The organism is Mumia sp. zg.B21 (assembly GCF_019550855.1).
Taxonomy (GTDB): Bacteria; Actinomycetota; Actinomycetes; order Propionibacteriales; family Nocardioidaceae; genus Mumia.
Map to the genome: position 1 here is coordinate 428,423 of NZ_JAHWCJ010000001.1, position 20,463 is coordinate 448,885.

A 20,463-nucleotide genomic window follows, 5' to 3' on the forward strand; every position below is an offset into this window, starting at 1 on the left:
TACCTGTCGACGTCAGGGAGCCCGCTTCGGTGGCTGCCACACGATCACAGCGCACGGTCCCGGCATCTCATCCCTCATGGAGGGCAGATGCCGGGACCGTGTGCTGTGCCGAGGTCAGTGTGCCGTGACGAGCGGGTGCTCGACGTACGAGCGCTTGGCGACGAAGCCTGCGTCACGGAGACGGTCCACCGAGATCGGGACGGCCGGGGCCGCGATCTCGGCGCGGTAGACCAGCGGTGGGAGGCCCTGTGCCGCGCTGATCGCGTCGAAGAGCTCGGCGTTGGTCGGCGGGAGCTCGGGGTGGGTGAGGTTGTAGGTCCCGACGATCCGTGTCTCCACCGCGTGGACGATCGCGTCGGCGGCGTCCTCGACGTGCAGACGGTAGAGGAGCGCGTCCGCCCCGAACGGGACCGACCCGCCGAGGTACTGGTGGGCCATCGCGATCTTGGCGTCGATCGGCGGGTCGTCCGCGCCGAAGATGTCTCCGCACCGGAAGATCGTCGACCGGTCGCCGGCCTCGGTCCGGTAGACGTCCTCCATCGCCAGGAAGCGGTCGGGGCTCGGGTCGTCGGAGTCGGTCACGGGGGAGTCCTCGTCGACCATCTCGAGGTGGTTGGCGGCGCCGCCGTAGACCGACAGCGCGGACAGCGCGACGAGGTGCGGCGACCCGGGTGCGCTCGTGACGCTCTCGGCCGTGGCGACCAGGACCTCGTGGTAGGTCTTGGCGCGGTCCTCCGGTGTCATCGAGTGGGCAGCGACCGGTCCGGCGCTGACGACGACGGCATCCGCCTCGGCGACGGCTGCGTGCACCGCCTCACGGTCGGCCCCGCGCAGCACGACGACCTCGTCGAAGCGCGACGCGAGGTCGTCCACCCGCCCGGGGGTGGTGGTGGTGACGGTGACGTGGTGACCACGCTCGCGCAGCGTGGTGGCTGCCGAGGCACCCACGAGGCCGGCACCGATGACGAGGATCTTCACTGGGCGTTCTCCTTGCTCGTACGGATCTGGTCGAGGCCGGCGCGGACGGAGACGAGCTCGTCGACGCGTTCGGCTCCGAGAAACTTCTTCGAGAGCTCGTTCATCGGGTCGAGGGTGTAGCCGTAGGTGCGCAGCAGGTGGTCGCGCTCGCGCAGCGCGGCGCGCTCCTCGAGAGGCACCGGCCGGGCCTCGCGGACCCACCCCAGCCAGGTGTCGACCCGCTGCTCCACCGCCGCGCGCAGCGTCGCGACCACGTCGTCGGTCCGGTCGGCGACGTAGGAGCTCCCGACGGGGGAGAGGAACGCCCGCATGTACGTCCCGTGGCTGACCGACCAGGTGAACCGGTCGTCGCCGCGCAGCGAGAGCCACGAGGCGTTCTCGGGCTCGTAGTAGCGCTCGAGGTAGTCGACGTCGACGGCGAGATCACGCCGAGGCACGAGGTCGCTGAAGTAGAAGATGTTGGGGATGGTCCCGAACACGATGATGAGGTGGGGGACGTCGATGTGCGGGCCGAGCCAGACCTGGAGGTTCATGTCCAGGATCGATGCCTTGCGGTTGCCGATCCAGGAGTGCACGAGCCACTCCGCGCCGTTGTCGGCGTCGCCGGCGTAGGTGTTGAGCGATCCCTCGTACGAGTCGTCGGGGGTGCTCCAGGCGGCGAGCCCGTCGCTGTTGGGGTGCGGCTGCACCGGCAGCTCGGCGGTGATCTTGTCCTTGGCCGCGGTGAGGATCTCCCAGAACGCCTGCCACAGCTCTCGGCTGTCGACGTCGGGCGCCTCGGCGAGAAACTCCGGGATGGTCTTGGTCTGGCTACTGGTCATGGGCGAAGCATAATGATATATCATCTATCAGTCGAGAGCATCGAGGGGCCCATGATCGTCGTCGTCAGCCAGGCATGGACCAGACCGGGTGAGGAGCACGCCCAGGCCTACATCGCGCTGTCGGGCGAGTTCGGACGGTTCTTCCGCGACCATCCCGCCTATCGCGGCCGTCGCCTGGTCCGTGGGGTGGAGGACCCGACCCACTTCACGCACCTGCGGTTCTTCGACACCGTCGAGGCGTACGAGGAGTGCACCCGACACCCGGACTACGTGGCGCACACCGAGGCGATGTACGCGCACCTGCGCCCGTACGACTCCTATCCCCGTGAGTACCTCGAGGTCGTCCTCGACGAGCCGGACCCGCGATGACCACGTTCCTGCTCGTGCACGGAGCGTTCCGCGGTGGCTGGTCGTGGCGTCGGGTGCGGCCCTACCTGGTCGCCGCGGGTCACGACGTCTACGCCCCGAGCCTGACCGGCGCAGGGGAGCGGGCCGGGTCGGCCGGCGACGTCACCGGGCTGCACGTCTGGGTGGACGAGCTGGCAGCGCTGGTCGAGATCGAGGACCTCGACGACCTCGTCGTCGTCGGCCACAGCCAGGGCGGCGTCGTCGTGCGTGCGCTCGTCGACCGGGTCCCCGACCGGGTGCGACGGGTGGTCTATCTCGACGGGGCGGTCCCGGACCCCGGCGAGCGGGCCGTCGATCTGACGCCCGCTCCCGCGACGGCGCTCCCGCCCCGCGAGACCCTCGTCGCGGCGCGCCCTCCGGTCGCGGGCGGTGACCTCGACGAGGCGACGGCCGCCTGGACGGGAGCACGGCTCACGCACACCCCGTTCGCGCCGTCGCTGGACCCGCTCAGCGTCGCGGCGGAGCACCCCGTCCCGGCCTCGTACGTCTTCTGCGCCGGGACGCCCGAGGGCTATCCCTCGAGCACCACCCGTGCCCGCCTCGACGCTCGAGGCATCCCGTACGAGGTGCTCGACGCCGGGCACGACGCGCCGCTGACCGCTCCCGCGCAGGTCGCCGACCTCCTCGTCCGGGCCGCAGCGCTTCCCGTGTGACCCCGGGGGCGGCACACTCGGCTGAGCACGTCTTGTGCCGAGCCGAGTGGAACGGCGTCTTGATTCGGCGGTGGCTTCGTGAGAGAACTGATCCGCCCCGTGCTGGCCGACCGGCCTGAACGACGACGAAGGAGTCCCTCGATGTCCCCGAGGACGAAGCAGCTCGACCCGCGTGGTCCGGAGAGCACCAGCGCGACGATCGCGACGGTGGAACGCGCCGCGGACGTGCTGCTTCTCTTCACCGAGAGTGTCGGGCCCGATCTGGGCGTGACCGAGATCGCCGACGCGCTCGACCTCTCGAAGGCGGCGGTCCACCGCGTGCTCGCGTCGCTGCGCAGCCGTGACCTGGTCAGCCTCGACGAGAGGACCCGGCGCTACTCGCTCGGGGTCGCCGCGATGCGTCTCGGTCTCACCTACCTGGACCGCATCGACGTCCGCCGTGTCGGTCGGCCGTTCCTCGAGGACCTGTCGGCACGGACCGACGAGACGGCGACGCTGTCGGTGCTGCTGGGCGAGCGGAGCCGGATCTACGTCGACCAGGTCACCCCCGACCGCGAGGTCATCATGTCGGTGACCATCGGCGAGCCGTACCCGCTGCATGCGGGGGCCTCCTCGCGGTCCTTCCTCGCCTTCCTCCCCGACGAGGAGATCGACGACTACCTCGACTCCGTCCCGCTCGTCGCGCTGACCGACAGCACGATCGTCGACGCCGCCGCCCTGCGGGAGGACCTCGCCGAGGTCCGTCGCCAGGGATGGGCGCGCTCGCAGGGCGAGCGGATGGACGGCGCCGCCTCGGTGGCGGCGCCCGTCCGCGGCCACGACGGCCGTCCGGTCGCCGTCGTCAGCGTCTGCGGTCCGGCCGAGCGGTTCGAGCGTGAGCTGGACGCGTGCCGGGACGCGCTGCTGGAGACCACGGCATCGCTGTCGCACCGCTTCGGCTGGACCCCCTGACCGAGGCGGTCAGGCGCTCGGCCGCGCCAGGTAGCGGCCACCACCGGTCGCGGTGACCACACCGTCGGTCAGCACCCGCCGCCCGCGGACGAAGGTGTCGGTGACCTTGGCGGTGAGATCGGCGCCCTCGAAGGGCGTGTACTCCTGCGTGGACTCCGAGTCCGCCGCCCGTACGGTCCACGCGTGGTCCATGTCGACGATCGCGAGGTCGGCGTCCTTGCCGACCTCGATCGCGCCCTTGGTGGCGCCCAGCCCGTAGCGCTCCGCCGGGTTGGTCGCGGTCAGCTGCGCCACCCGGTCCAGCCCGAGGCCGCGCTTGCGGCCCTCGGTGATCATCCCGGCGAGCAGGTACTCCGCGCCGCCGAAGCCTGACTTCGCGAGGAACACGTCGTCACGGTCCGCGCCGAACTTCTTCTCGTCGCGGCAGCAGGCGTGGTCGCTGACGACCCAGTCGATGGTGCCGTCGAGCACGTGCTGCCACAGGGCCTCGACGTCCTCGCGCGGGCGCAGCGGCGGGTTGACCTTGCCGCCGACGCCGTGCGCGGTGTCGCAGTCGGCGAGCAGGTGCCCCACCGTGACCTCGCGGCGGAAGTCGACGTGCGGGAACGCCGCGGCCATCCGTACCGAGGCGTCGACCGCCTTGCGGGACGTCAGGTGCAGGAGGTTGATCGTGGGCAGGCCGGTCTCGTGCGCCAGGTACGAGGCGATGGTGACCGCCAGGCCCTCGGAGTGCGGTGGGCGTGACGCGCTGTAGGCGGGCAGACCCGAGAGCGAGCCGTCCTCCTCGACCAGCGCGGTGTACGCGCTCATGATCTCCGCGGTCTCGCAGTGCAGCGACAGCGAGATCTGGTCGGCGATCTCGGGGTGCTGCTCGCGGGCCGCCTGCACCCCGCGCATGACGAACTCGAAGTGCGCGTAGTCGTAGCGCTCGCCCTCCGGAGTCATCAGGAACGAGCGCTGGTCGTCGGAGCGGCCGTGCAGCCCGTGGCTCCCGTAGAACATGAAGATCTTGAAGGACGTGACTCCGTGCTCCTTGATCAGGGCCGGGATCTCGTCGATGTGGCCGCGCGACATCGGGGCGAGGTGGAACGCGTAGTCGATGACGGAGCGGTTCTCGGTCTGCGCCAGGACCTCGGGGAAGAACTCGGCGTACGAGCCCCCACGGTTGAGGTAGTACTGACCGGTCCGCATGTAGTTGAGGGCGGTGGTGACACCGCCCTGCGCGCAGGCGCGGCTCTCGGTCGCGGCGTCCTCGGACAGCGGGTTGTAGATGCCCCAGTGCTGGTGGGCGTCGACGACGCCGGGGAAGACGGTCCGGCCGCCGGCGTCGACGAGGTCGACGCCGGGCTCCACCTGCAGGTCGGGTGCGAGGACGGCGATCTTTCCGTCCTTGATGCCGATGTCGAGCTGCTGGGTCAGCTCGGAGCCGGCGACGACGACGTCGGCGTTCGTGATGATCAGGTCGAGGTCGCTCATGCGGACTCCTCCTCGGTGCGGGCGGTGGTCGGGGTGGGGCTGGTGAAGGTCACGAGGCGGCGCAGGACGCCGTCGACGCCGGCGAGCGAGTCGAGGTCGAGGACATCGGCCCGTACGGCGTCGGCGTCCTCCTCGCTCACCCGTCCGGCGACGTTGTCGCGGAACTTCCGGGCGAGCTCGTCGTCGGACAGCGGGCGCTGCGGGCCGCCCCGGTTGGTGAGGACCTCTTCGACGAGGACCTCGCCCGACGTCGTGCGCAGGGTGACGACGGCGGGGAACTGGTGCGGATAGATCGCGTCGCAGCGCTCGTCCGGGACGACCTCGACCTTCGCCATCAGCGCGCGCCGGACCGGGTCCTGAGCGAGAGCGTCGGTGTAGTCGTCGAGCCCGGTGCCGAGACCGCCGCCGCCCAGCAGGCCGGCGACGACCGCGTACGGCCCGCTGAACTGCGCCTGGTAGCCGGTCTCCGGTGCGCGCTTGGTCTCCAGCGGCGCGCCGATCGTGCGGATCACCGCCGTCGGGGCGCCGATGACGATCGACGCGACGTCCTCCGGCCGGACACCCCGCGCGCGCAGGGCGAGGCCGGCGTCGACGGAGGTGTGCGTGAAGTGGTTGGCGGGGTACGGCTTGAAGAAGATGTCCGGCACCGCCCACGTCTTGCCGAGGCCCTCGGTGATCGCCTCGGGGAAGAAGCGGCCGTGCAGCCACGCCTCGAAGAACCCGAACCGGCCCTCCAGGACGGTAGGCGGTCCGGTGAACCCGCGGCGGACGAGCTGGGCGGCGGTGACGCCGGCCTGAGCGGCGAGACCGCAGTGGAGGCGCTTGACGGTGCCGCCGGTGCGGTTGGCCTCGATGATCCCCGACGCCATGGAGGCGGTCAGGCCGAGAGCGTCGAGGACACCCTTCTCGTCGGCACCGTAGAGGAGCGACGCGGCGACCGCGCTGCCCATCGCCCCGGTGATCGAGGTCGCGTGCTGCCCGTGCTCGAAGAAGACGGAGTTGCCGAGCTCCTGGTCGTACCCGGCCATGCCGAGCCGGACGGCGACCTCGAGCCCGACCGCGATCGCGCGCACGGTCAGCGCGCCGTCGGCACCGGTGTGCTCGGCGGCCGCGAGTGCGGCGGGGACCACGCTGGCGCTCGGGTGGAGCACCGACGGGAGGTGCGTGTCGTCGTAGTCGAGGGAGTGCGCGAGCACGCCGTTGGCGAGCGCGGCCTGGGCTGCCGTCACACGCTGGGGCGAGCCCACGACGGTGGACTGCTCGTGCCCGCCCTGGTCGAGGACGTGCCCGATGATCGCGGCGCTGGTGTCCAGGCGGTGGGCGGCGACGCAGAGGCCGAGGACGTCGAGCACGCGCTGGCGCGTGCTCGCGGCGACCTCGTCGGGGAGGCCGTCGCGCGCGACGTCGGCGGCGAACGCGGCGAGGTGGCCGCCGAGGGTTGGATCACTCACCCGCGACCACCGCCAGTGGACGCACGGGCGACCCCGTGGCGCCGAAGAGCGGCAGCGGGGAGAGGACGAACACGAACTCGTGCAGGCCCTCGGCCGCAAGCTCCTCGAGCGCCATCGTCTCGATGATGTAGACGCCGTTCTCGACCAGCAGCACACGGTGGGCGGGCAGGGTGGCGTGACCGGCGCCGGGCGGAAGGCACTCGTACGCGATCGTGTCGGCGCCGGTGGCGTGGACCCCGCGGTCGACCAGCCACTGCGCGCCTGCGGCACCCACTCCGGGCACACCCGACGACTGGCCCATGAAGAGCTGGTCCGCGCCGCTGTCGAAGTGCTGCCCCCAGCCGCTGCGGACCAGGACGACGTCACCCGGCGCGATGGTGCTGCCCTGACGCTCGAGGGTCAGCTCGAGGTCGGCCACGGTGATCTCGTACCCGGCGTCGAGACGCCCGACGCCGAGGGCGGCGGGCACGTCCAGCAGGACGCCCGGCCGGACCATCGGCTCGATCGTGTGCGCGCCGAGCTGCGCGTAGCGCCCTCCCTCGAGCGCGTCCGCCACGTCGAGCCCGCCGTACAACCTTCCGTCCTGGGACACGTGGGCGAGGGCGTCGACGTGGGTGCCGACGTGCGTGCCCATGGAGATCATGTCGTTGGCCGCGGAGCCGCCGTCGACGCGCACCATGTCGCCGTGGCGGCGGGGGAGGGCGTGCCAGTACGGCGGGTGGTTGGGCGACTGCGGCATGCCGACGGTGAGGCGTCGGCCGAGGTCCACCACCCGGACCCCGGCGCGTACGGCGTCCAGGAGGCTCCGCGGGGGGGACGAGGTGGTCGAGAGGGTGGTCATGCCTTCTTCTTTCGGCTCGGCGTCGTTCACGATCAGCAGATGATGTTGCGGGTACGGAGGTCGGCGAGGGTGTCGGCGTCGACACCCAGGTCGCTCAGCAGCGTGTCGGTGTCGGCGCCGTGGTCGCGACCGGTGAAGCGGATGCGACCGGGGGTCTCCGACATCCGCCACATCACGTTGTGCTGGAGGACGGGTCCGAGGTCCTCGTCCTCGACCTCGAGCAGCATCTCCGTCTCGCGGACGTGGGGGTCGTGCGCGAGGTCGCGCGCGGAGTAGACCGGGGCGACGGCGGCGCCGGCGTCGGTGAACGCGCTGACGACGTCGTCACGCGTGCGGGCGAGGATCCAGTCCCCGACGTAGCCGTCGAGCAGGTCGGCGTGGAGGGCGCGGCTGTGGCCCGCTGCGAACCACGGCTCGTCGATCACCTCGGGGTGACCGACCAGACGCATCACCCGCTCGGCGATGGCCTGGGCACTGGTGGAGATGGCGACCCAGTGGCCGTCGGCGGTGCGGTAGGTGTTGCGTGGCGCGTTGTTGTGCGAGCGGTTGCCGTTGCGAGTCCCGACCTTGCCGAGCTGCTGGAAGACGGTGGGGCCTGGGCCGACGGCGGTCATGATCGGCTCGAGGAGGCTCAGGTCGACGACCTGCCCGTGGCCGCCGTTGCGTTCCCGGGCGAGCAGTGCCATCACCACGGCCGACGAGGCCGCGATCCCGCAGATGGAGTCGGCGAGGCCGAACGCGGGAAGGGTGGGCGGTCCGTCGGGCTGGCCCGTGAGGTGGGCGAACCCGCTCATCGCCTCCGCGAGCGTGCCGAACCCGGCGCGAGCGGCGTACGGGCCGCGCTGGCCGAACCCGGTGATCCGGGCGACGACCAGCCCGGGGTTCGCCTCGAGCAGGCGCTCGGGGGAGAGGCCCCAGCGTTCGAGGGTGCCGGGCCGGAAGTTCTCGACGACCACGTCGGCGGTCGCGGCCAGCCGCGCGAAGAGCTCAGCGCCCTCGGGAGCCGACAGGCTGAGGCCCACCGTCTGCTTGTTGCGGGCGATCTCCTTCCACCACAGTGGTGTGCCGTCCTTGCTCTCGCCGTGGCCGCGCATGCTGTCGCCGGCGGTGGGGTGCTCGATCTTGACCACCTCGGCGCCGAAGTCGCCGAGTATCTGGCAGCACAGGGGCCCCGCGAGGATCGTCGACGCGTCGAGGACGCGGACGCCGGTCAGCGGTCCATCGCTCATCGAGCCGTGGGGGTCTACTTGTTCCATTGTGCGAAACGCCATTCCAGAATCGTAAGCGCGTGCCCGTCATGGGTCAACGTGCCGGTAGCCGTGCGATAGCGTGCTGTGAAACATCGTTCCACTAGGCGGAGTCTCCTGTGATCGCTCGCTCGTACCTGTACGTCCCCGGCAACGCACCCGACAAGCTCGCGAAGGTGCTGGACCGGGGGGCCGACGCCGTGATCGTCGATCTCGAGGACGCGGTGCCGTGGGGGGCGAAGGACTCCGCCCGCGCCACCGTCGCCGAGTGGCTCACGTCGTTGCGCGGCGACTCCTCGGGCGTCGAGGTGTGGGTCCGGATCAACCCGGGGCCCCTCGGGATCGAGGACGTCGAGGCCGTAGTCGCCCCGGGACTCACCGGCGTCATGGTCGCGAAGACCGAGACCTGCGCCGAGCTCGAGATGGTCGACGGAGCGCTGACCCGGGCGGAGAGCGCGGCGGGACTCGAGCCGGGCTCCGTCGGAGTGGTCCCGCTGCTCGAGTCGGCAGCCGCCCTCCTCGACGCTCGGGCGATCGCGGCGTCCCCCCGCGTCGTCCGCCTCCAAGTCGGCGAGGCCGACCTGGGTGCTGATCTCGGGTTGGGCGACGACGCTGACGAGGCCGACTGGGCGCCGATCCGCAGCCAGGTCGTCGTGGTCAGCGCGGCCGCCGGCATCAATGCCCCGGTGGCCCCGGTATCGACCGACTTCCGCGACCTGGACCGCTTCGCCGCGACGACGCGTGCGCTCGCCCGCCGCGGGTACGTCGGCCGCGCCTGCATCCATCCGGCGCAGGTCGCCGTCGCCAACGAGGTCTTCACTCCCACCGCGGCGACGCTCGACCGGGCCAGGACGCTGGTCGCCGTCTTCGACGAGGCGGTGGCGCAGGGGCGTGGCGTCGTGATCGGACCGGACGGCCGGATGGTGGACGAGGCGGTCGTCCGCCGCGCGCGAGCCGTCATCGCGCTCGCGCGCTGACGGAGGGCCTGTCGCTCCCGCCGCGACCCGGCCCGCGCGCGCAGGGGAGACATGCTCGACGACCATGTCTTCTCCTCCTGGCACGCGGGCTCGGGTGCGCTCTCAGTACGCGGTCGAGCCAGGCTTGATCACGCCGAGCACGGCGGCGAGGAGCACGAATCCCCAGATCGCGAAGACGTACGGCTCGCACCCGCGCAGCGACGCACGAAGGTCACGCTCGACCTCGGGGGTCGACCCGGTCGCCATGAGACGGCCGAAGGCAGGCCCGAACGACCGCAGCTTCCAGCGGATGAGGACACCCGCCAGGATGCAGAGCGCGTAGGCGGCGAGCTTCGCACCCAGCCACTTGGGGTTGGTGTCGACCCCGAACGGCTCGCTGGCGACGATCGTGTAGCCGCCGATCGCGAGCAAGGTCGCGCCCAGGCCGTACCGGACCACCAGGTCCAGCTTCTGGATCACCTGGCCGAAGCGGGTCGCGGTGTCACGGAAGTAGTCGTACACCGCGATCGCCAGCCAGACGAGGGACGCGACCCACAAGAGTGCGAGAAGGACCCCGTTGACGAAGAACTCGTCACCGAGCGGCCCCCACGCCATCAAGGTCACACCGCTGGGCAGGAACAGCACGAGACAGATCCGTGGTGCCAGGTCCACCCCGTGCATGATCTTGAGCGCTGTGGCACGTGACTGCGGGGCGAGGTCCTCGCGCAGGATGTAGCGGCTGGAGTAGAAGACGCCGAGGTCTCCACCCAGCCAGTAGGCGAACAGCACGATGTGGAGGAGGATCGCCGCGCTGTAGCCGTTGAACCCGTGCACCGCTTCGACGGCGGCCAGCGGATCGGTCACATCCCGTCTCCGTCCCAGCGACCGCGCGACCGGCTGCGGACCGGCATGCTCGACAGGATGGGCGCGGGGATCGGGTCGCCCGGCTTCCAGACGCGGCCCGCGCCCCAGTTGTGCGCCTGCGCGTCCGTGCGCTCGTCGGCGTGCTCGGTCGCCCTGCCTGCCCAGCCCCAGTCGAGGTTGATGACCTCGCGGGGGGCCTCGGCGGAGTCGTGGTCGTGCTCGTGCGAGTGCGCGTGGTCGTGGTCGTGGTCGTGCGAGTGCGTGTGGTCGTGCCCGCCGTGGCCGCCCTGCAGGTTGTAGGCGTCCAGCGCCTTCGCGATCGCGATGGCGGACTTGTCCGCGCCCGAGCCGTGGTGCGCGACGGGAGCGTCGTACTGACCCTGGTCCTTCTGGAACTGCCACGACGCGGTCAGCTGACGCATGTCCTCGTCGGTACGCCACGGCTCCGCCATGTCGTGCGTCGAGTGCGCCCAGCGGGCGGCGGGGTGCGGCTTCTCGTCGAGGCCCTCGGGACCGTAGTTGACTCCTTCGCCGCCCCAGCGCACCCACTCGTTCTGCGTGTACCAGTTGGCGAGCTCGCCGTCGGAGCGCAGCAGCCAGGTGGCGCCGCCCTCCATGGTGGTGAAGTGGCCGTGCTTGACGCGCGCGGGGCGGAAGAAGTAGGTCCCGAGGTCGAGGGTGCCGAAGTTGTACTCCATGTGGCCCTGGGTCGTGTACGCCTCCTCGTAGCAGGGGTGGTGGGCGAGACGGTGGTCCGCCCAGCCCTCCTGCGCGTGCACCAGCCGGGTGTAGAAGCCGGTGACGGGGTCGACATGGAGGTACTTGATGAAGAGGCCCGGCATCGGCCCGGGGTTGGGGACGGCGTCCCACGTCATCGCCTCGGAGTCGACCACGATGACGTCCTCGCGGGCGTCGTCCCAGCGAGGGGCGGCGGGGGAGTCGACCGGGTCGAAGCCGGCGTCGCCGTACTCCCGGTAGTGCAGCATCCTCGTGCCCTCGACGAAGCGGATGGACTCGACCGGGACGCCGCGCGGCGCGTAGACGTACCCGCCCTTGCCGATCACCTGGTCGCCGTAGGTCATCTGGCCCTCGAGCACGTAGTACTCGGTGTTCGCGTGGTGGATCCCCGGACCGCGTCCCCAGTCGGTGTGGAAGTCGACGCGCAGCGAGCAGGAGCCGTCCTCCTCGTCGACGGAGAGACGGCGTTCGCTCGCCCGACCCTCGCCGCCGGGCAGCTCGGCGGCGTGCCAGACGTAGTCGTCCTCTTGGATCAGCTCGACGTGGGGTCGCACGGGTGCCTCCTGGGTGAAGTGGATTTCAGAATATACGATATCTGCCGGCCGGAGCGCTGGATAGAGGGATCGGTGAGACCGCGCGATCCCCTCGATCGGCAGAGGGCCGCGAGCCGTGCCACGCTCGCGGGCAGGAGGTGCACCATGAGCCAGCTGACCCCGCCCCCTCTCGTGGTGGTGATGGGAATCTCCGGCGTCGGGAAGTCGGAGATCGGACACAAGCTCGCTGAGCGTCTGGACGTCCCGTACGAGGACGGCGACGCGTTCCACTCGGAGTCGAACGTCGCCAAGATGTCCGCCGGGACACCGCTCACCGACGAGGACCGGTGGCCGTGGCTGCAGGCGATCGGGGTGTGGCTCCACGAGCACGACAGCCGCGGGGCGGTGGTGAGCTGCTCGGCGCTGCGACGGGCCTACCGCGACGTCATCGTCGACTCGGCGCCGCGTGCGACCTTCCTCCACCTCGCCGGTGACCATGCGCTGATCCGGGAGCGGATGGAGCGCCGTGACCACTTCATGCCGGTCTCCTTGCTGCAGTCGCAGGAGGACACGCTCGAGCCGCTGCAGCCCGACGAGAACGGGGAGGTGCTCGACATCGCGCCGCCGCCGGCCGAGATCGTCGACACGTTCCTCGGCCGCGTCGAGGCGGTGCAGGCGCAGGAGCGACGGCTGTGACCGGCCCCGGGGGACTCTTCGGTCTCGTCGGTGCCCAGGAGGCGGTGACCCCCGCCGCCGGCACCGCCCAGCTCGTCACCGCGGCGCTGATCGGTATCGGGCTGATCGTCGTCCTGATCGTGTGGCTGAAGGTGCACCCGTTCCTCGCGCTCACGCTCGGATCGCTGACGGTCGGTGCCGTCGCGACCATGCCGTTGGCCGACACGCTGGAGAGCTTCACCGCGGGTGTCGGCTCGACCGTCGCCGGTGTCGGCGTGCTGATCGCCCTGGGCGCGATGTTCGGCAAGCTCCTCGCGGACTCCGGTGGTGCCGACCAGATCGTCGACACGATCGTCGGCCGTGCGAGCCCGCGGATGCTGCCGTGGGCGATGGCCACGATCGGCGCCATCATCGGCCTGCCGATGTTCTTCGAGATCGGCCTCGTCCTGCTGATGCCGGTGATCTACCTCGTCGCCAGGCGCACCGGCCTCTCCCTGATCACCGTCGGCCTCCCGACCCTCGCCGGTCTCTCGGCGATGCACGGCTTCGTGCCACCGCACCCCGGTCCGCTCGCCGCGATCGACGTGCTGAGCGCGGAGGTCGGCCTCACGCTCGGCCTCGGGATCCTCGTCGCGATCCCGACGATCGTGGTCGCCGGCCCGCTGTTCACCAGGCTCGCCGAGCGCTGGGTGGGCGAGGTGCACGCCGAGGGCGCCCAGTTCGAGGCGTCCCGCGACACCGAGGGCGCCCGCCGGCCGTCGTTCGCGGTCACGCTCGCCACGGTGCTCCTCCCGGTGGTGCTGATGATGGCCAAGGCGGTCGCCGACCTGCTCCTCGACGAGGACGGGCTGCCGTACGCCTTCATGGACTTCGTCGGCGAGCCGCTCGTCGCGCTGCTCGTCGCCGTGCTGGTGGCGATCTTCACGCTCGGCGTCGGCTCGGGCATGGACCGTGATGGCATCAGCGCGAGCATCGGGGCGTCACTGCCCCCGATCGCCGGGATCATCCTGATCGTCGGTGCGGGCGGCGGCTTCAAGCAGGTGCTGATCGACACCGGGATCGCGGAGGTCATCGCCGACTTCGTCACCGACTCCGGCATCTCCGTGCTGCTGGTGGCGTGGCTGGTCGCGGTCCTGATCCGCCTCGCGACGGGATCCGCGACCGTCGCGACGATCACCGCCGCAGGGATCATGGTCCCGCTGACCGAGGGCATGGCGCAGGGGGACGTGTCGCTGCTGGTGCTGGCGATCGGGGCAGGCTCGGTGTTCTTCTCCCACGTCAACGACGCCGGCTTCTGGCTGATCAAGGAGTACTTCGGCATGTCGGTCGGACAGACGATCAAGTCGTGGTCGTTGATGGAGACGGTTCTGTCCGTCTCCGGCCTCGTCGTCGTCCTGCTCCTCAACGTGGTGGTCTGAGCCGCAGTACGCCGGGAGCGAAACCCGCGTATTTCGGTGTGGGTCGCAACCACGTCGGCGGTACCGTCAAGCCGTGCTCTGGACCCTCGCACGGACGTACCTGCGTCCGTACCGCGGCGCGATCGCGCTCGTGCTCCTCTTCCAGCTGGTCTCCACGCTGGCCAACCTCTATCTGCCGGGCCTCAACGCCGACATCATCGACAAGGGCATCGTCAACGGCGACACCGGCTACATCCTCCGCCTCGGCGGCATCATGCTGCTCGTCACCTGCGTCCAGGTGGTGTGCTCGATCGTCGCCGTCTACTTCGGCGCCCGTACGGCGATGGCCTTCGGTCGCGACCTGCGTGAGTCGGTCTTCCGCAAGGTCGAGTCGTTCGCCGCGCAGGAGGTCTCGCGGTTCGGAGCTCCGACCCTGATCACGCGCAGCACCAACGACGTGCAGCAGATCCAGATGGTCACCTTCATGGTGTTCGTGATGCTGGTCGCCGCGCCCATCATGTGCGTCGGCGGCATCGTGATGGCCCTGCGTCAAGACCTCGGGCTCTCCTGGCTGATCGCGGTCGTGATCCCGCTCCTGGTCGTCGCCGTCGGCATCATCATCGTCAAGATGCGTCCGTACTTCCAGCAGATGCAGGGCAAGATCGACGTCATCAACCGGATCCTGCGCGAGCAGATCATGGGGATCCAGGTCATCCGCGCCTTCGTGAAGGGCGGCTACGAGCGCGAGCGCTTCGCCGCCGCCAACGCCGAGTACCGCGACGTCGCGATCAGGGCCGGTCAGTGGATGGCCCTGATGTTCCCCACCGTCATGCTGGTGATGAACGCCTCCAGCGTGGCCGTGCTGTGGTTCGGCGGGCACCGCGTGGCCGACGGCACGCTCGAGGTCGGGACGCTCACCGCGTACCTCACCTACCTGGTCCAGATCCTGATGGCCGTCATGATGGCGACCTTCATGTTCGTCATGCTGCCGAGAGCCGAGGTCTCGGCCGACCGCGTCCAGGAGGTCCTCAGCACCGATCCCACCGTCGTCAGCGCCCCCGACGCCGACGCGTCGCCCGTCATCACCGGGCAGGTCGAGCTCGCCGGGGTCGGCTTCAGCTACCCCGAGGCAGAGGAGCCGGTGCTCTGCGACGTCGACCTGGTCGCCCGCCCCGGGGAGACGACGGCGATCATCGGGTCCACCGGCAGCGGCAAGTCGACGCTGCTGAACCTGATCCCGCGGCTCTTCGACGTGACCGACGGGCGGGTGCTGCTCGACGGAGTCGACGTCCGTGACCGCGTCCTCCCGCGGGTCTGGGAGGCGATGGGACTGGTGCCGCAGCGCGCGTTCCTCTTCTCGGGCACCGTGGCGACCAACCTCCGCATGGGCAGCCCCGAGGCCACCGACGAGCAGCTGTGGGAGGCGTTGGAGATCGCGCAGGCCGACGACTTCGTCCGCGCGATGCCCGAGGGGCTGAACGCGCCCATCGCGCAGGGTGGGACCAACGTGTCCGGCGGCCAGCGGCAGCGCCTCGCGATCGCGCGAGCCGTGGTGAGCCGCCCGCTCGTCTATCTCTTCGACGACTCCTTCTCCGCGCTCGACTTCGCCACCGACGCCGCGCTGAGGCGCGCCTTGCGGACGGTCACCGCCGACGCGGCCGTGATCGTGGTCGCGCAGCGAGTCAGCACGATCCGCGACGCCGACCGCATCGTCGTCCTCGACCAGGGCCGGGTCGTGGGGACGGGCACGCACGCCGACCTGATGGACACCTGCGAGACCTATCGCGAGATCGTTCTCTCCCAGCTGACAGCGCAGGAGGCGGCATGAGCGCCCGTGGCCCCGGCCCCATGCTGGGCGCGCGAGCGCCGGAACGTGCCAAGTCCTTCGGGTCGTCAGCCCGTCGTCTGCTCGCGACACTCGTCCGCGACCGTGTGAGCTCGGGCGCGATCGCCGTCCTCGCCGTCATCGGGGTGGCCCTCAGCGTGATCGGGCCGCGCATCCTCGGGCTCGCCACCGACATCGTGTTCGACGGCTACATCGCCAGCGGTCTCCCGGAGGGCGCCTCCAAAGAGCAGGTCGTCGAGGACCTGAGGGCGAAGGGTGACGACCGCGTCGCCGACATGGTCCAGACCATGGACCTCCAGCCGGGCCAGGGCATCGACTTCGACGCGCTCGGATGGATCCTCGTCGGCCTCCTGGGCATCTATGTGCTGTCCTCGATCTTCATGTACGTCCAGGGCGTGATGACGACCCGGCTCGTGCAGCGGACGGTCGCCGGTATGCGTGGCGAGGTCGAGGACAAGATCGGCCGGCTGCCCCTGTCCTACTTCGACTCGCGTCCGCGAGGGGAGATCCTCTCGCGGGTCACCAACGACCTGGACAACATCGCCCAGTCCCTCCAGCAGACGATCAGCCAGCTGCTCGTCTCGCTCCTCACCGTCGTGGGAGTGCTGGTGATGATGCTGACGATCTCACCGGTGCTGACGCTGGTGGCCGTCGTGACGATCCCGATCGCCGTCGTCGTCGCGGGCGGCGTCGCGAAGCGCTCCCAGCCGCAGTTCGTCGCGCAGTGGGCTGCCACCGGGCGGCTCAACGGTCACGTGGAGGAGAACTTCACCGGCCACGAGGTCGTCAAGGTCTTCGGCCGCCAGGAGCAGGCGCGACTGGAGTTCGACGCCGCCAACGAGCGGGTGTACGACGCCGGCTTCCGCGCGCAGTTCGTCTCCGGCCTCATCCAGCCGGTGATGATGTTCGTGTCCAACGTCAACTACGTCGCGATCGCCGTGATGGGTGCGGTGAAGGTCGGGACGGGGGCGATCACCGTCGGCGACGTCCAGGCGTTCATCCAGTACTCGCGCCAGTTCACCCAGCCGCTCACGCAGGTCGCGTCGATGATCAACCTGCTCCAGTCCGGGGTCGCCTCGGCGGAGCGGGTGTTCGAGCTCCTCGACGAGACCGAGGAGGTCCCCGACGCACCGGACGCGCTGGCGCCGCAGGCCGTGAGCGGACGGGTCGCCTTCGAGGACGTGTCGTTCTCGTACGACCCCGAGTCTCCCTTGATCGAGCACCTCGACCTGGTCGCCGAGCCGGGTCAGACCGTCGCCATCGTCGGTCCGACCGGTGCCGGCAAGACGACCCTGACCAATCTCGCCCTGCGGTTCTACGACGTCGACGGTGGTCGCATCACGCTGGACGGGATGGACATCCGGGCGATGGACCGCGACGTGCTCCGTGCAAACTTCGGCGTCGTGCTGCAGGACGCGTGGGTCTTCCACGGGACGATCCGCGACAACATCGCCTACGGCGCGGAGGGGGCGACCGAGGAGCAGATCGTCGCGGCGGCACAGGCGGCTTACGTCGACCACTTCGTGCGCACGCTGCCCGACGGCTACGACACCGTGATCGACGACGACGGGGGGAACCTCAGCGCGGGCCAGCGGCAGCTGCTCACGATCGCACGCGCGTTCCTCTCCGACCCGTCGATCCTGGTGCTCGACGAGGCGACCAGCTCCGTCGACACCCGGACCGAGGCGTTGGTGCAGCAGGCGATGGAGAAGCTCCGCTCGGGGCGGACCAGCTTCGTGATCGCGCACCGCCTCTCCACCATCCGCGACGCGAGCCGCATCGTGGTGATGGAGCAGGGCCGGATCGTGGAGCAGGGCACGCACGACGAGCTCGTCGCCACGGGCGGCGCCTACGCGCGGCTCTACCAGGCGCAGTTCGCCGGCGCGGAGATCTGACCCCGAGGCGTCGGCGGCGGAGTCAGCCGGCCGACGACACGTCCTCCGGCACGTGGGCGCCCTGTCCCTGGGCGACGAGGCGGGCGCGCAGCCGCTCCGCGGCCTCGTCGAGGGAGGCGGCGGGCGGGTCGGGGTCCACGGCGGCGAAGCTGAAGTCGTCGAGGTCCCACACCGGCCAGACGTGGACGTGGAGGTGGGGGATCTCGAAGCCGGCGATCATCGTGCCGACCCGTGGACTGTCCCACTCCGCCTGCTGGGCAGCGCCGATCCGCTTCGCCACGGAGGTCAGCCGTGCGAGCAGCACGTCCTCGGCGTCGATCCAGTGGTCGACCTCCGTGCGCGGGACCGCGAGGGTGTGGCCCTGGCGGATCGGCCCGATGCTGAGGAAGGCGACCACCTCGTCGTCGGCCCACACGAAGCGTCCCGGGATCTCTCCGGCGATGATCTTGGTGAAGAGCGTGCTCATACGGAGCAGTGTGCCGTACGCGCACCGAGCACGGATCGTCTCGACGGTGCCGCGAGTTGGAGCCGTGGGACGCGGTCTGGCACAATGGACGGCGATTCCGTCTCGCGTCTGGACCCTCTCATTCGGACGCGTTCGGATCCACGATCAGGCGGCCCCGTTCCCCACACGGTGGCGGCTGGATCACCACACCACGTTCATTGAGGAGACACCACACCCGTGGCCGTCAAGATTCGTCTTAAGCGGATGGGCAAGATCCGCACGCCGTTCTACCGAGTCGTCGTCGCCGACGCGCGCACCAAGCGCGACGGACGCGTCATCGAGGAGATCGGCACCTACAACCCCAAGGCCGATCCCTCGATCATCACGATCGACTCCGACCGTGCCCAGTACTGGCTCGGCGTCGGCGCTCAGCCGAGCGAGGCCGTGACCGCGCTGCTCAAGCTCACCGGTGACCTCCAGCGGTCCAAGGGCGAGACCGCCGAGTCGACGGTCAAGCTCGCCGAGCCGAAGCGTGACAAGGCCGAGGTCTTCAACGAGGCGCTCAAGGCCGTCCACGGCGAGCCCGGCACCGAGGCCGTGACCAAGAAGGCCGCGGCCAAGAAGGCGCCGGCCAAGAAGGCTGCCAAGGGCGACGAGAAGGCCGCCAAGGGCGACGAGAAGGCCGCCAAGGCCGACGAGTCTGCCAAGAAGGCCGAGGAGCCGGCGGCTGCCGAGTCCACCGAGACCTCCGAGTCCTCGGAGGCCTGATCACCGTGATGGTGGGCGAAGTGATCGAGCACCTGGTCGGCGGCATCGTCGACCACCCGGACGAGGTCGACGTCACCCCGAAGCAGCTTCGCCGCGGCACGCTCTTCGAGGTGCGAGTCCACCCGGAGGACCTCGGCAAGGTCATCGGGCGCCAGGGCCGCACGGCCACGGCGATCCGGACCGTCGCCGGCGCTCTCGCCGGCAGCGGCGGTGCGCGCATCGACTTCGTCGACGTCGACCGGCGTCGCTGATCCGGTGGAGATCGTCGTCGGCCGGATCGGCCGGGCGCACGGCATCCGCGGTGAGGTCAGCATCGACCTGACGACCGACGAGCCCGAGAGGCGTTTCGCCCCGGGCTCGTCGGTCGTGCTGCGTCCGCGGTCCGGTGGTGCCGACCAGAGCATGTCCATCCGGAGCACTCGTCCGCACCAGGGCAGGCTCCTGGTGATGTTCGACGCCGTGCCCGACCGCACGGCCGCTGAGGCGCTCCGGGGGGCGCAGATCATCGCCGACGTGGACGAGACGGAGCGTCCGGACGACCCCGAGGAGTTCTACGACCACCAGCTCGAGGGCCTGCGCGTCCTGTCGGGTGGGGTCGAGCGCGGAACGGTCAACCAGGTGCTGCACCTGCCCGGCCAGGACATGCTCGCCGTGGAGCGCCTCGACGGCACCGAGGTGCTCGTCCCGTTCGTCGCCGCCCTGGTCCCCGAGGTCGACCTCGAGGCAGGGGTCGTCCAGGTGACCGAGGTGGCGGGTCTGCTCGACCCTGAGCAGGCCGAGGACGCCGGCCCGCAATGATGCGCATCGACGTCGTCACGATCTTCCCCGACTACCTCGCGCCGCTGTCGCTGTCGCTGCCGGGCAAGGCGCAGCAGCGTGGCCTGCTCGACCTTCACGTGCACGACCTTCGTGAGCACGCGCACGACCGGCACCGCTCGACCGACGACACGCCGTACGGCGGTGGCGCAGGGATGGTGATGCGACCCGAGCCGTGGGGCGAGGCGCTCGACGGACTCCTGGCCGCCGGATCCGCGGAGGAGGGGCCCGCCAGCACACCCCGCCTTCTCGTCCCGACCCCCTCGGGACGGCCGTTCAAGCAGGCCGACGCCGAACGCCTCGCGCGCGAGCCCTGGCTCGCGTTCGCCTGCGGACGATACGAGGGCATCGACCAGCGGGTGATCGACTGGGCTGCCGACCGGATGCCCGTCGAGGAGATCTCGCTGGGCGACTTCGTCGTCAACGGCGGCGAGGTCGCGGCACTCGCGGTCATCGAGGCCGTCATCCGCCTGCTCCCGGGATTCATGGGCAACCCGGAGTCGCTGGCGGAGGAGTCCCACGGGTCCGACGGTCTGCTCGAGTACCCCGTCTACACCAAGCCCGCGGTGTGGCGCGACCACGAGGTCCCGTCGATCCTGTTGTCCGGCGACCACGCCCGCATCGCCGCGTGGCGGCGCGCGCAGGCAGAGGCGCGCACCACGCTCCGGCGGCCCGACCTGCTCGCCGGCGACGACGGCTGATCC

General features: G+C 70.5%; 21 protein-coding genes. 12 read left to right on the forward strand and 9 right to left on the reverse strand.

Translation table 11 applies throughout. From position 1 onward, the window contains the following. Positions 1-114: 114 nt before the first annotated feature. Together KV100_RS02175 and KV100_RS02180 are read right to left on the reverse strand one after the other, a co-directional pair. The gene (locus KV100_RS02175; protein ID WP_220341270.1) at positions 115-978 is read right to left on the reverse strand and encodes an NAD-dependent epimerase/dehydratase family protein; all 864 of its coding nucleotides are present in this window, start codon (positions 976-978) and stop codon (positions 115-117) included. Continuing rightward, entirely contained in the window at positions 975-1,799 is an 825-nt protein-coding gene (locus tag KV100_RS02180) for a hypothetical protein (RefSeq protein ID WP_220341271.1), read from the reverse strand. Before KV100_RS02180 ends, KV100_RS02175 begins: the two co-directional genes overlap by 4 nt. A gap of 51 nt (positions 1,800-1,850) precedes the next feature. Between KV100_RS02180 and KV100_RS02185 the strand changes: the two genes are divergently transcribed. The 3 genes from KV100_RS02185 to KV100_RS02195 all read left to right on the forward strand — a co-directional run bounded on the left by KV100_RS02185 (position 1,851) and on the right by KV100_RS02195 (position 3,811). After that, on the forward strand, positions 1,851-2,168 hold the full coding sequence (locus KV100_RS02185; protein WP_220341272.1) for an antibiotic biosynthesis monooxygenase: 318 nt from the start codon (positions 1,851-1,853) through the stop codon (positions 2,166-2,168). Further along, a complete protein-coding gene (locus KV100_RS02190) occupies positions 2,165-2,860 on the forward strand; it encodes an alpha/beta fold hydrolase (RefSeq protein WP_220341273.1) in 696 nt (231 codons plus the stop codon). Before KV100_RS02185 ends, KV100_RS02190 begins: the two co-directional genes overlap by 4 nt. Before the next feature lie 141 nt (positions 2,861-3,001). Continuing rightward, positions 3,002-3,811 carry an IclR family transcriptional regulator gene (locus tag KV100_RS02195; protein ID WP_220341274.1) on the forward strand — a complete coding sequence of 270 codons (810 nt, stop codon included), beginning with the start codon at positions 3,002-3,004 and terminating at the stop codon, positions 3,809-3,811. Between the two features lie 9 nt (positions 3,812-3,820). Here KV100_RS02195 and KV100_RS02200 read toward each other — a convergent pair whose 3' ends face one another. From KV100_RS02200 to KV100_RS02215, 4 genes are read right to left on the reverse strand one after another with little or no spacing between them, the layout of a single operon-like run. Continuing rightward, positions 3,821-5,287 carry a dihydroorotase family protein gene (locus KV100_RS02200; protein ID WP_220341275.1) on the reverse strand — a complete coding sequence of 489 codons (1,467 nt, stop codon included), beginning with the start codon at positions 5,285-5,287 and terminating at the stop codon, positions 3,821-3,823. After that, positions 5,284-6,738, reverse strand: a complete 1,455-nt coding sequence (locus tag KV100_RS02205; protein WP_220341276.1) for an MmgE/PrpD family protein — start codon at positions 6,736-6,738, stop codon at positions 5,284-5,286. The genes KV100_RS02200 and KV100_RS02205 overlap by 4 nt, the downstream gene beginning before the upstream one ends. Next, positions 6,731-7,579, reverse strand: coding sequence for a cyclase family protein (locus KV100_RS02210; RefSeq protein WP_220341277.1), 849 nt, complete (start codon positions 7,577-7,579; stop codon positions 6,731-6,733). The genes KV100_RS02205 and KV100_RS02210 overlap by 8 nt, the downstream gene beginning before the upstream one ends. Before the next feature lie 32 nt (positions 7,580-7,611). Further along, entirely contained in the window at positions 7,612-8,850 is a 1,239-nt protein-coding gene (locus tag KV100_RS02215) for a CaiB/BaiF CoA-transferase family protein (RefSeq protein WP_255561176.1), read from the reverse strand. A 95-nt stretch (positions 8,851-8,945) separates the two neighbouring features. Between KV100_RS02215 and KV100_RS02220 the strand changes: the two genes are divergently transcribed. Further along, the gene (locus tag KV100_RS02220; protein WP_220341278.1) at positions 8,946-9,803 is read left to right on the forward strand and encodes a CoA ester lyase; all 858 of its coding nucleotides are present in this window, start codon (positions 8,946-8,948) and stop codon (positions 9,801-9,803) included. 102 nt (positions 9,804-9,905) lie between these two features. Here the strand turns inward: KV100_RS02220 and KV100_RS02225 are convergent, their stop codons facing one another. Continuing rightward, on the reverse strand, positions 9,906-10,646 hold the full coding sequence (locus KV100_RS02225) for a hypothetical protein (protein WP_220341279.1): 741 nt from the start codon (positions 10,644-10,646) through the stop codon (positions 9,906-9,908). Continuing rightward, positions 10,643-11,938, reverse strand: coding sequence for a DUF4437 domain-containing protein (locus tag KV100_RS02230; protein ID WP_220341280.1), 1,296 nt, complete (start codon positions 11,936-11,938; stop codon positions 10,643-10,645). Before KV100_RS02230 ends, KV100_RS02225 begins: the two co-directional genes overlap by 4 nt. Before the next feature lie 144 nt (positions 11,939-12,082). Here KV100_RS02230 and KV100_RS02235 point away from each other — a divergent pair, with 144 nt between their 5' ends. From KV100_RS02235 to KV100_RS02250, 4 genes are all read left to right on the forward strand, one after another. Then, the gene (locus tag KV100_RS02235) at positions 12,083-12,613 is read left to right on the forward strand and encodes a gluconokinase (RefSeq protein ID WP_220341281.1); all 531 of its coding nucleotides are present in this window, start codon (positions 12,083-12,085) and stop codon (positions 12,611-12,613) included. Continuing rightward, a complete protein-coding gene (locus KV100_RS02240; protein ID WP_374106981.1) occupies positions 12,610-14,010 on the forward strand; it encodes a gluconate:H+ symporter in 1,401 nt (466 codons plus the stop codon). The genes KV100_RS02235 and KV100_RS02240 overlap by 4 nt, the downstream gene beginning before the upstream one ends. A 73-nt stretch (positions 14,011-14,083) precedes the next feature. After that, positions 14,084-15,817, forward strand: a complete 1,734-nt coding sequence (locus KV100_RS02245; protein ID WP_220341282.1) for an ABC transporter ATP-binding protein — start codon at positions 14,084-14,086, stop codon at positions 15,815-15,817. Continuing rightward, positions 15,814-17,730: an ABC transporter ATP-binding protein gene (locus tag KV100_RS02250; RefSeq protein WP_220341283.1), complete on the forward strand. Its 1,917-nt coding sequence runs from the start codon at positions 15,814-15,816 to the stop codon at positions 17,728-17,730. The genes KV100_RS02245 and KV100_RS02250 overlap by 4 nt, the downstream gene beginning before the upstream one ends. Before the next feature lie 22 nt (positions 17,731-17,752). Here the strand turns inward: KV100_RS02250 and KV100_RS02255 are convergent, their stop codons facing one another. Continuing rightward, the gene (locus KV100_RS02255; protein ID WP_220341284.1) at positions 17,753-18,196 is read right to left on the reverse strand and encodes an HIT family protein; all 444 of its coding nucleotides are present in this window, start codon (positions 18,194-18,196) and stop codon (positions 17,753-17,755) included. A gap of 216 nt (positions 18,197-18,412) precedes the next feature. Here KV100_RS02255 and rpsP point away from each other — a divergent pair, with 216 nt between their 5' ends. The 4 genes from rpsP to trmD are packed head-to-tail and all read left to right on the forward strand — an operon-like array spanning position 18,413 to position 20,460. Continuing rightward, positions 18,413-18,943 (forward strand): 30S ribosomal protein S16, encoded by a 531-nt coding sequence (rpsP, locus tag KV100_RS02260; protein ID WP_220341285.1) that lies wholly within the window; start codon positions 18,413-18,415, stop codon positions 18,941-18,943. Between the two features lie 8 nt (positions 18,944-18,951). Continuing rightward, positions 18,952-19,194, forward strand: a complete 243-nt coding sequence (locus tag KV100_RS02265; protein WP_220342460.1) for an RNA-binding protein — start codon at positions 18,952-18,954, stop codon at positions 19,192-19,194. 4 nt (positions 19,195-19,198) lie between these two features. Then, positions 19,199-19,741 carry a ribosome maturation factor RimM gene (rimM, locus tag KV100_RS02270; RefSeq protein WP_220341286.1) on the forward strand — a complete coding sequence of 181 codons (543 nt, stop codon included), beginning with the start codon at positions 19,199-19,201 and terminating at the stop codon, positions 19,739-19,741. After that, on the forward strand, positions 19,738-20,460 hold the full coding sequence (gene trmD / locus KV100_RS02275) for a tRNA (guanosine(37)-N1)-methyltransferase TrmD (protein ID WP_255565896.1): 723 nt from the start codon (positions 19,738-19,740) through the stop codon (positions 20,458-20,460). Before rimM ends, trmD begins: the two co-directional genes overlap by 4 nt. The last annotated feature ends 3 nt before the right edge of the window (positions 20,461-20,463 follow it).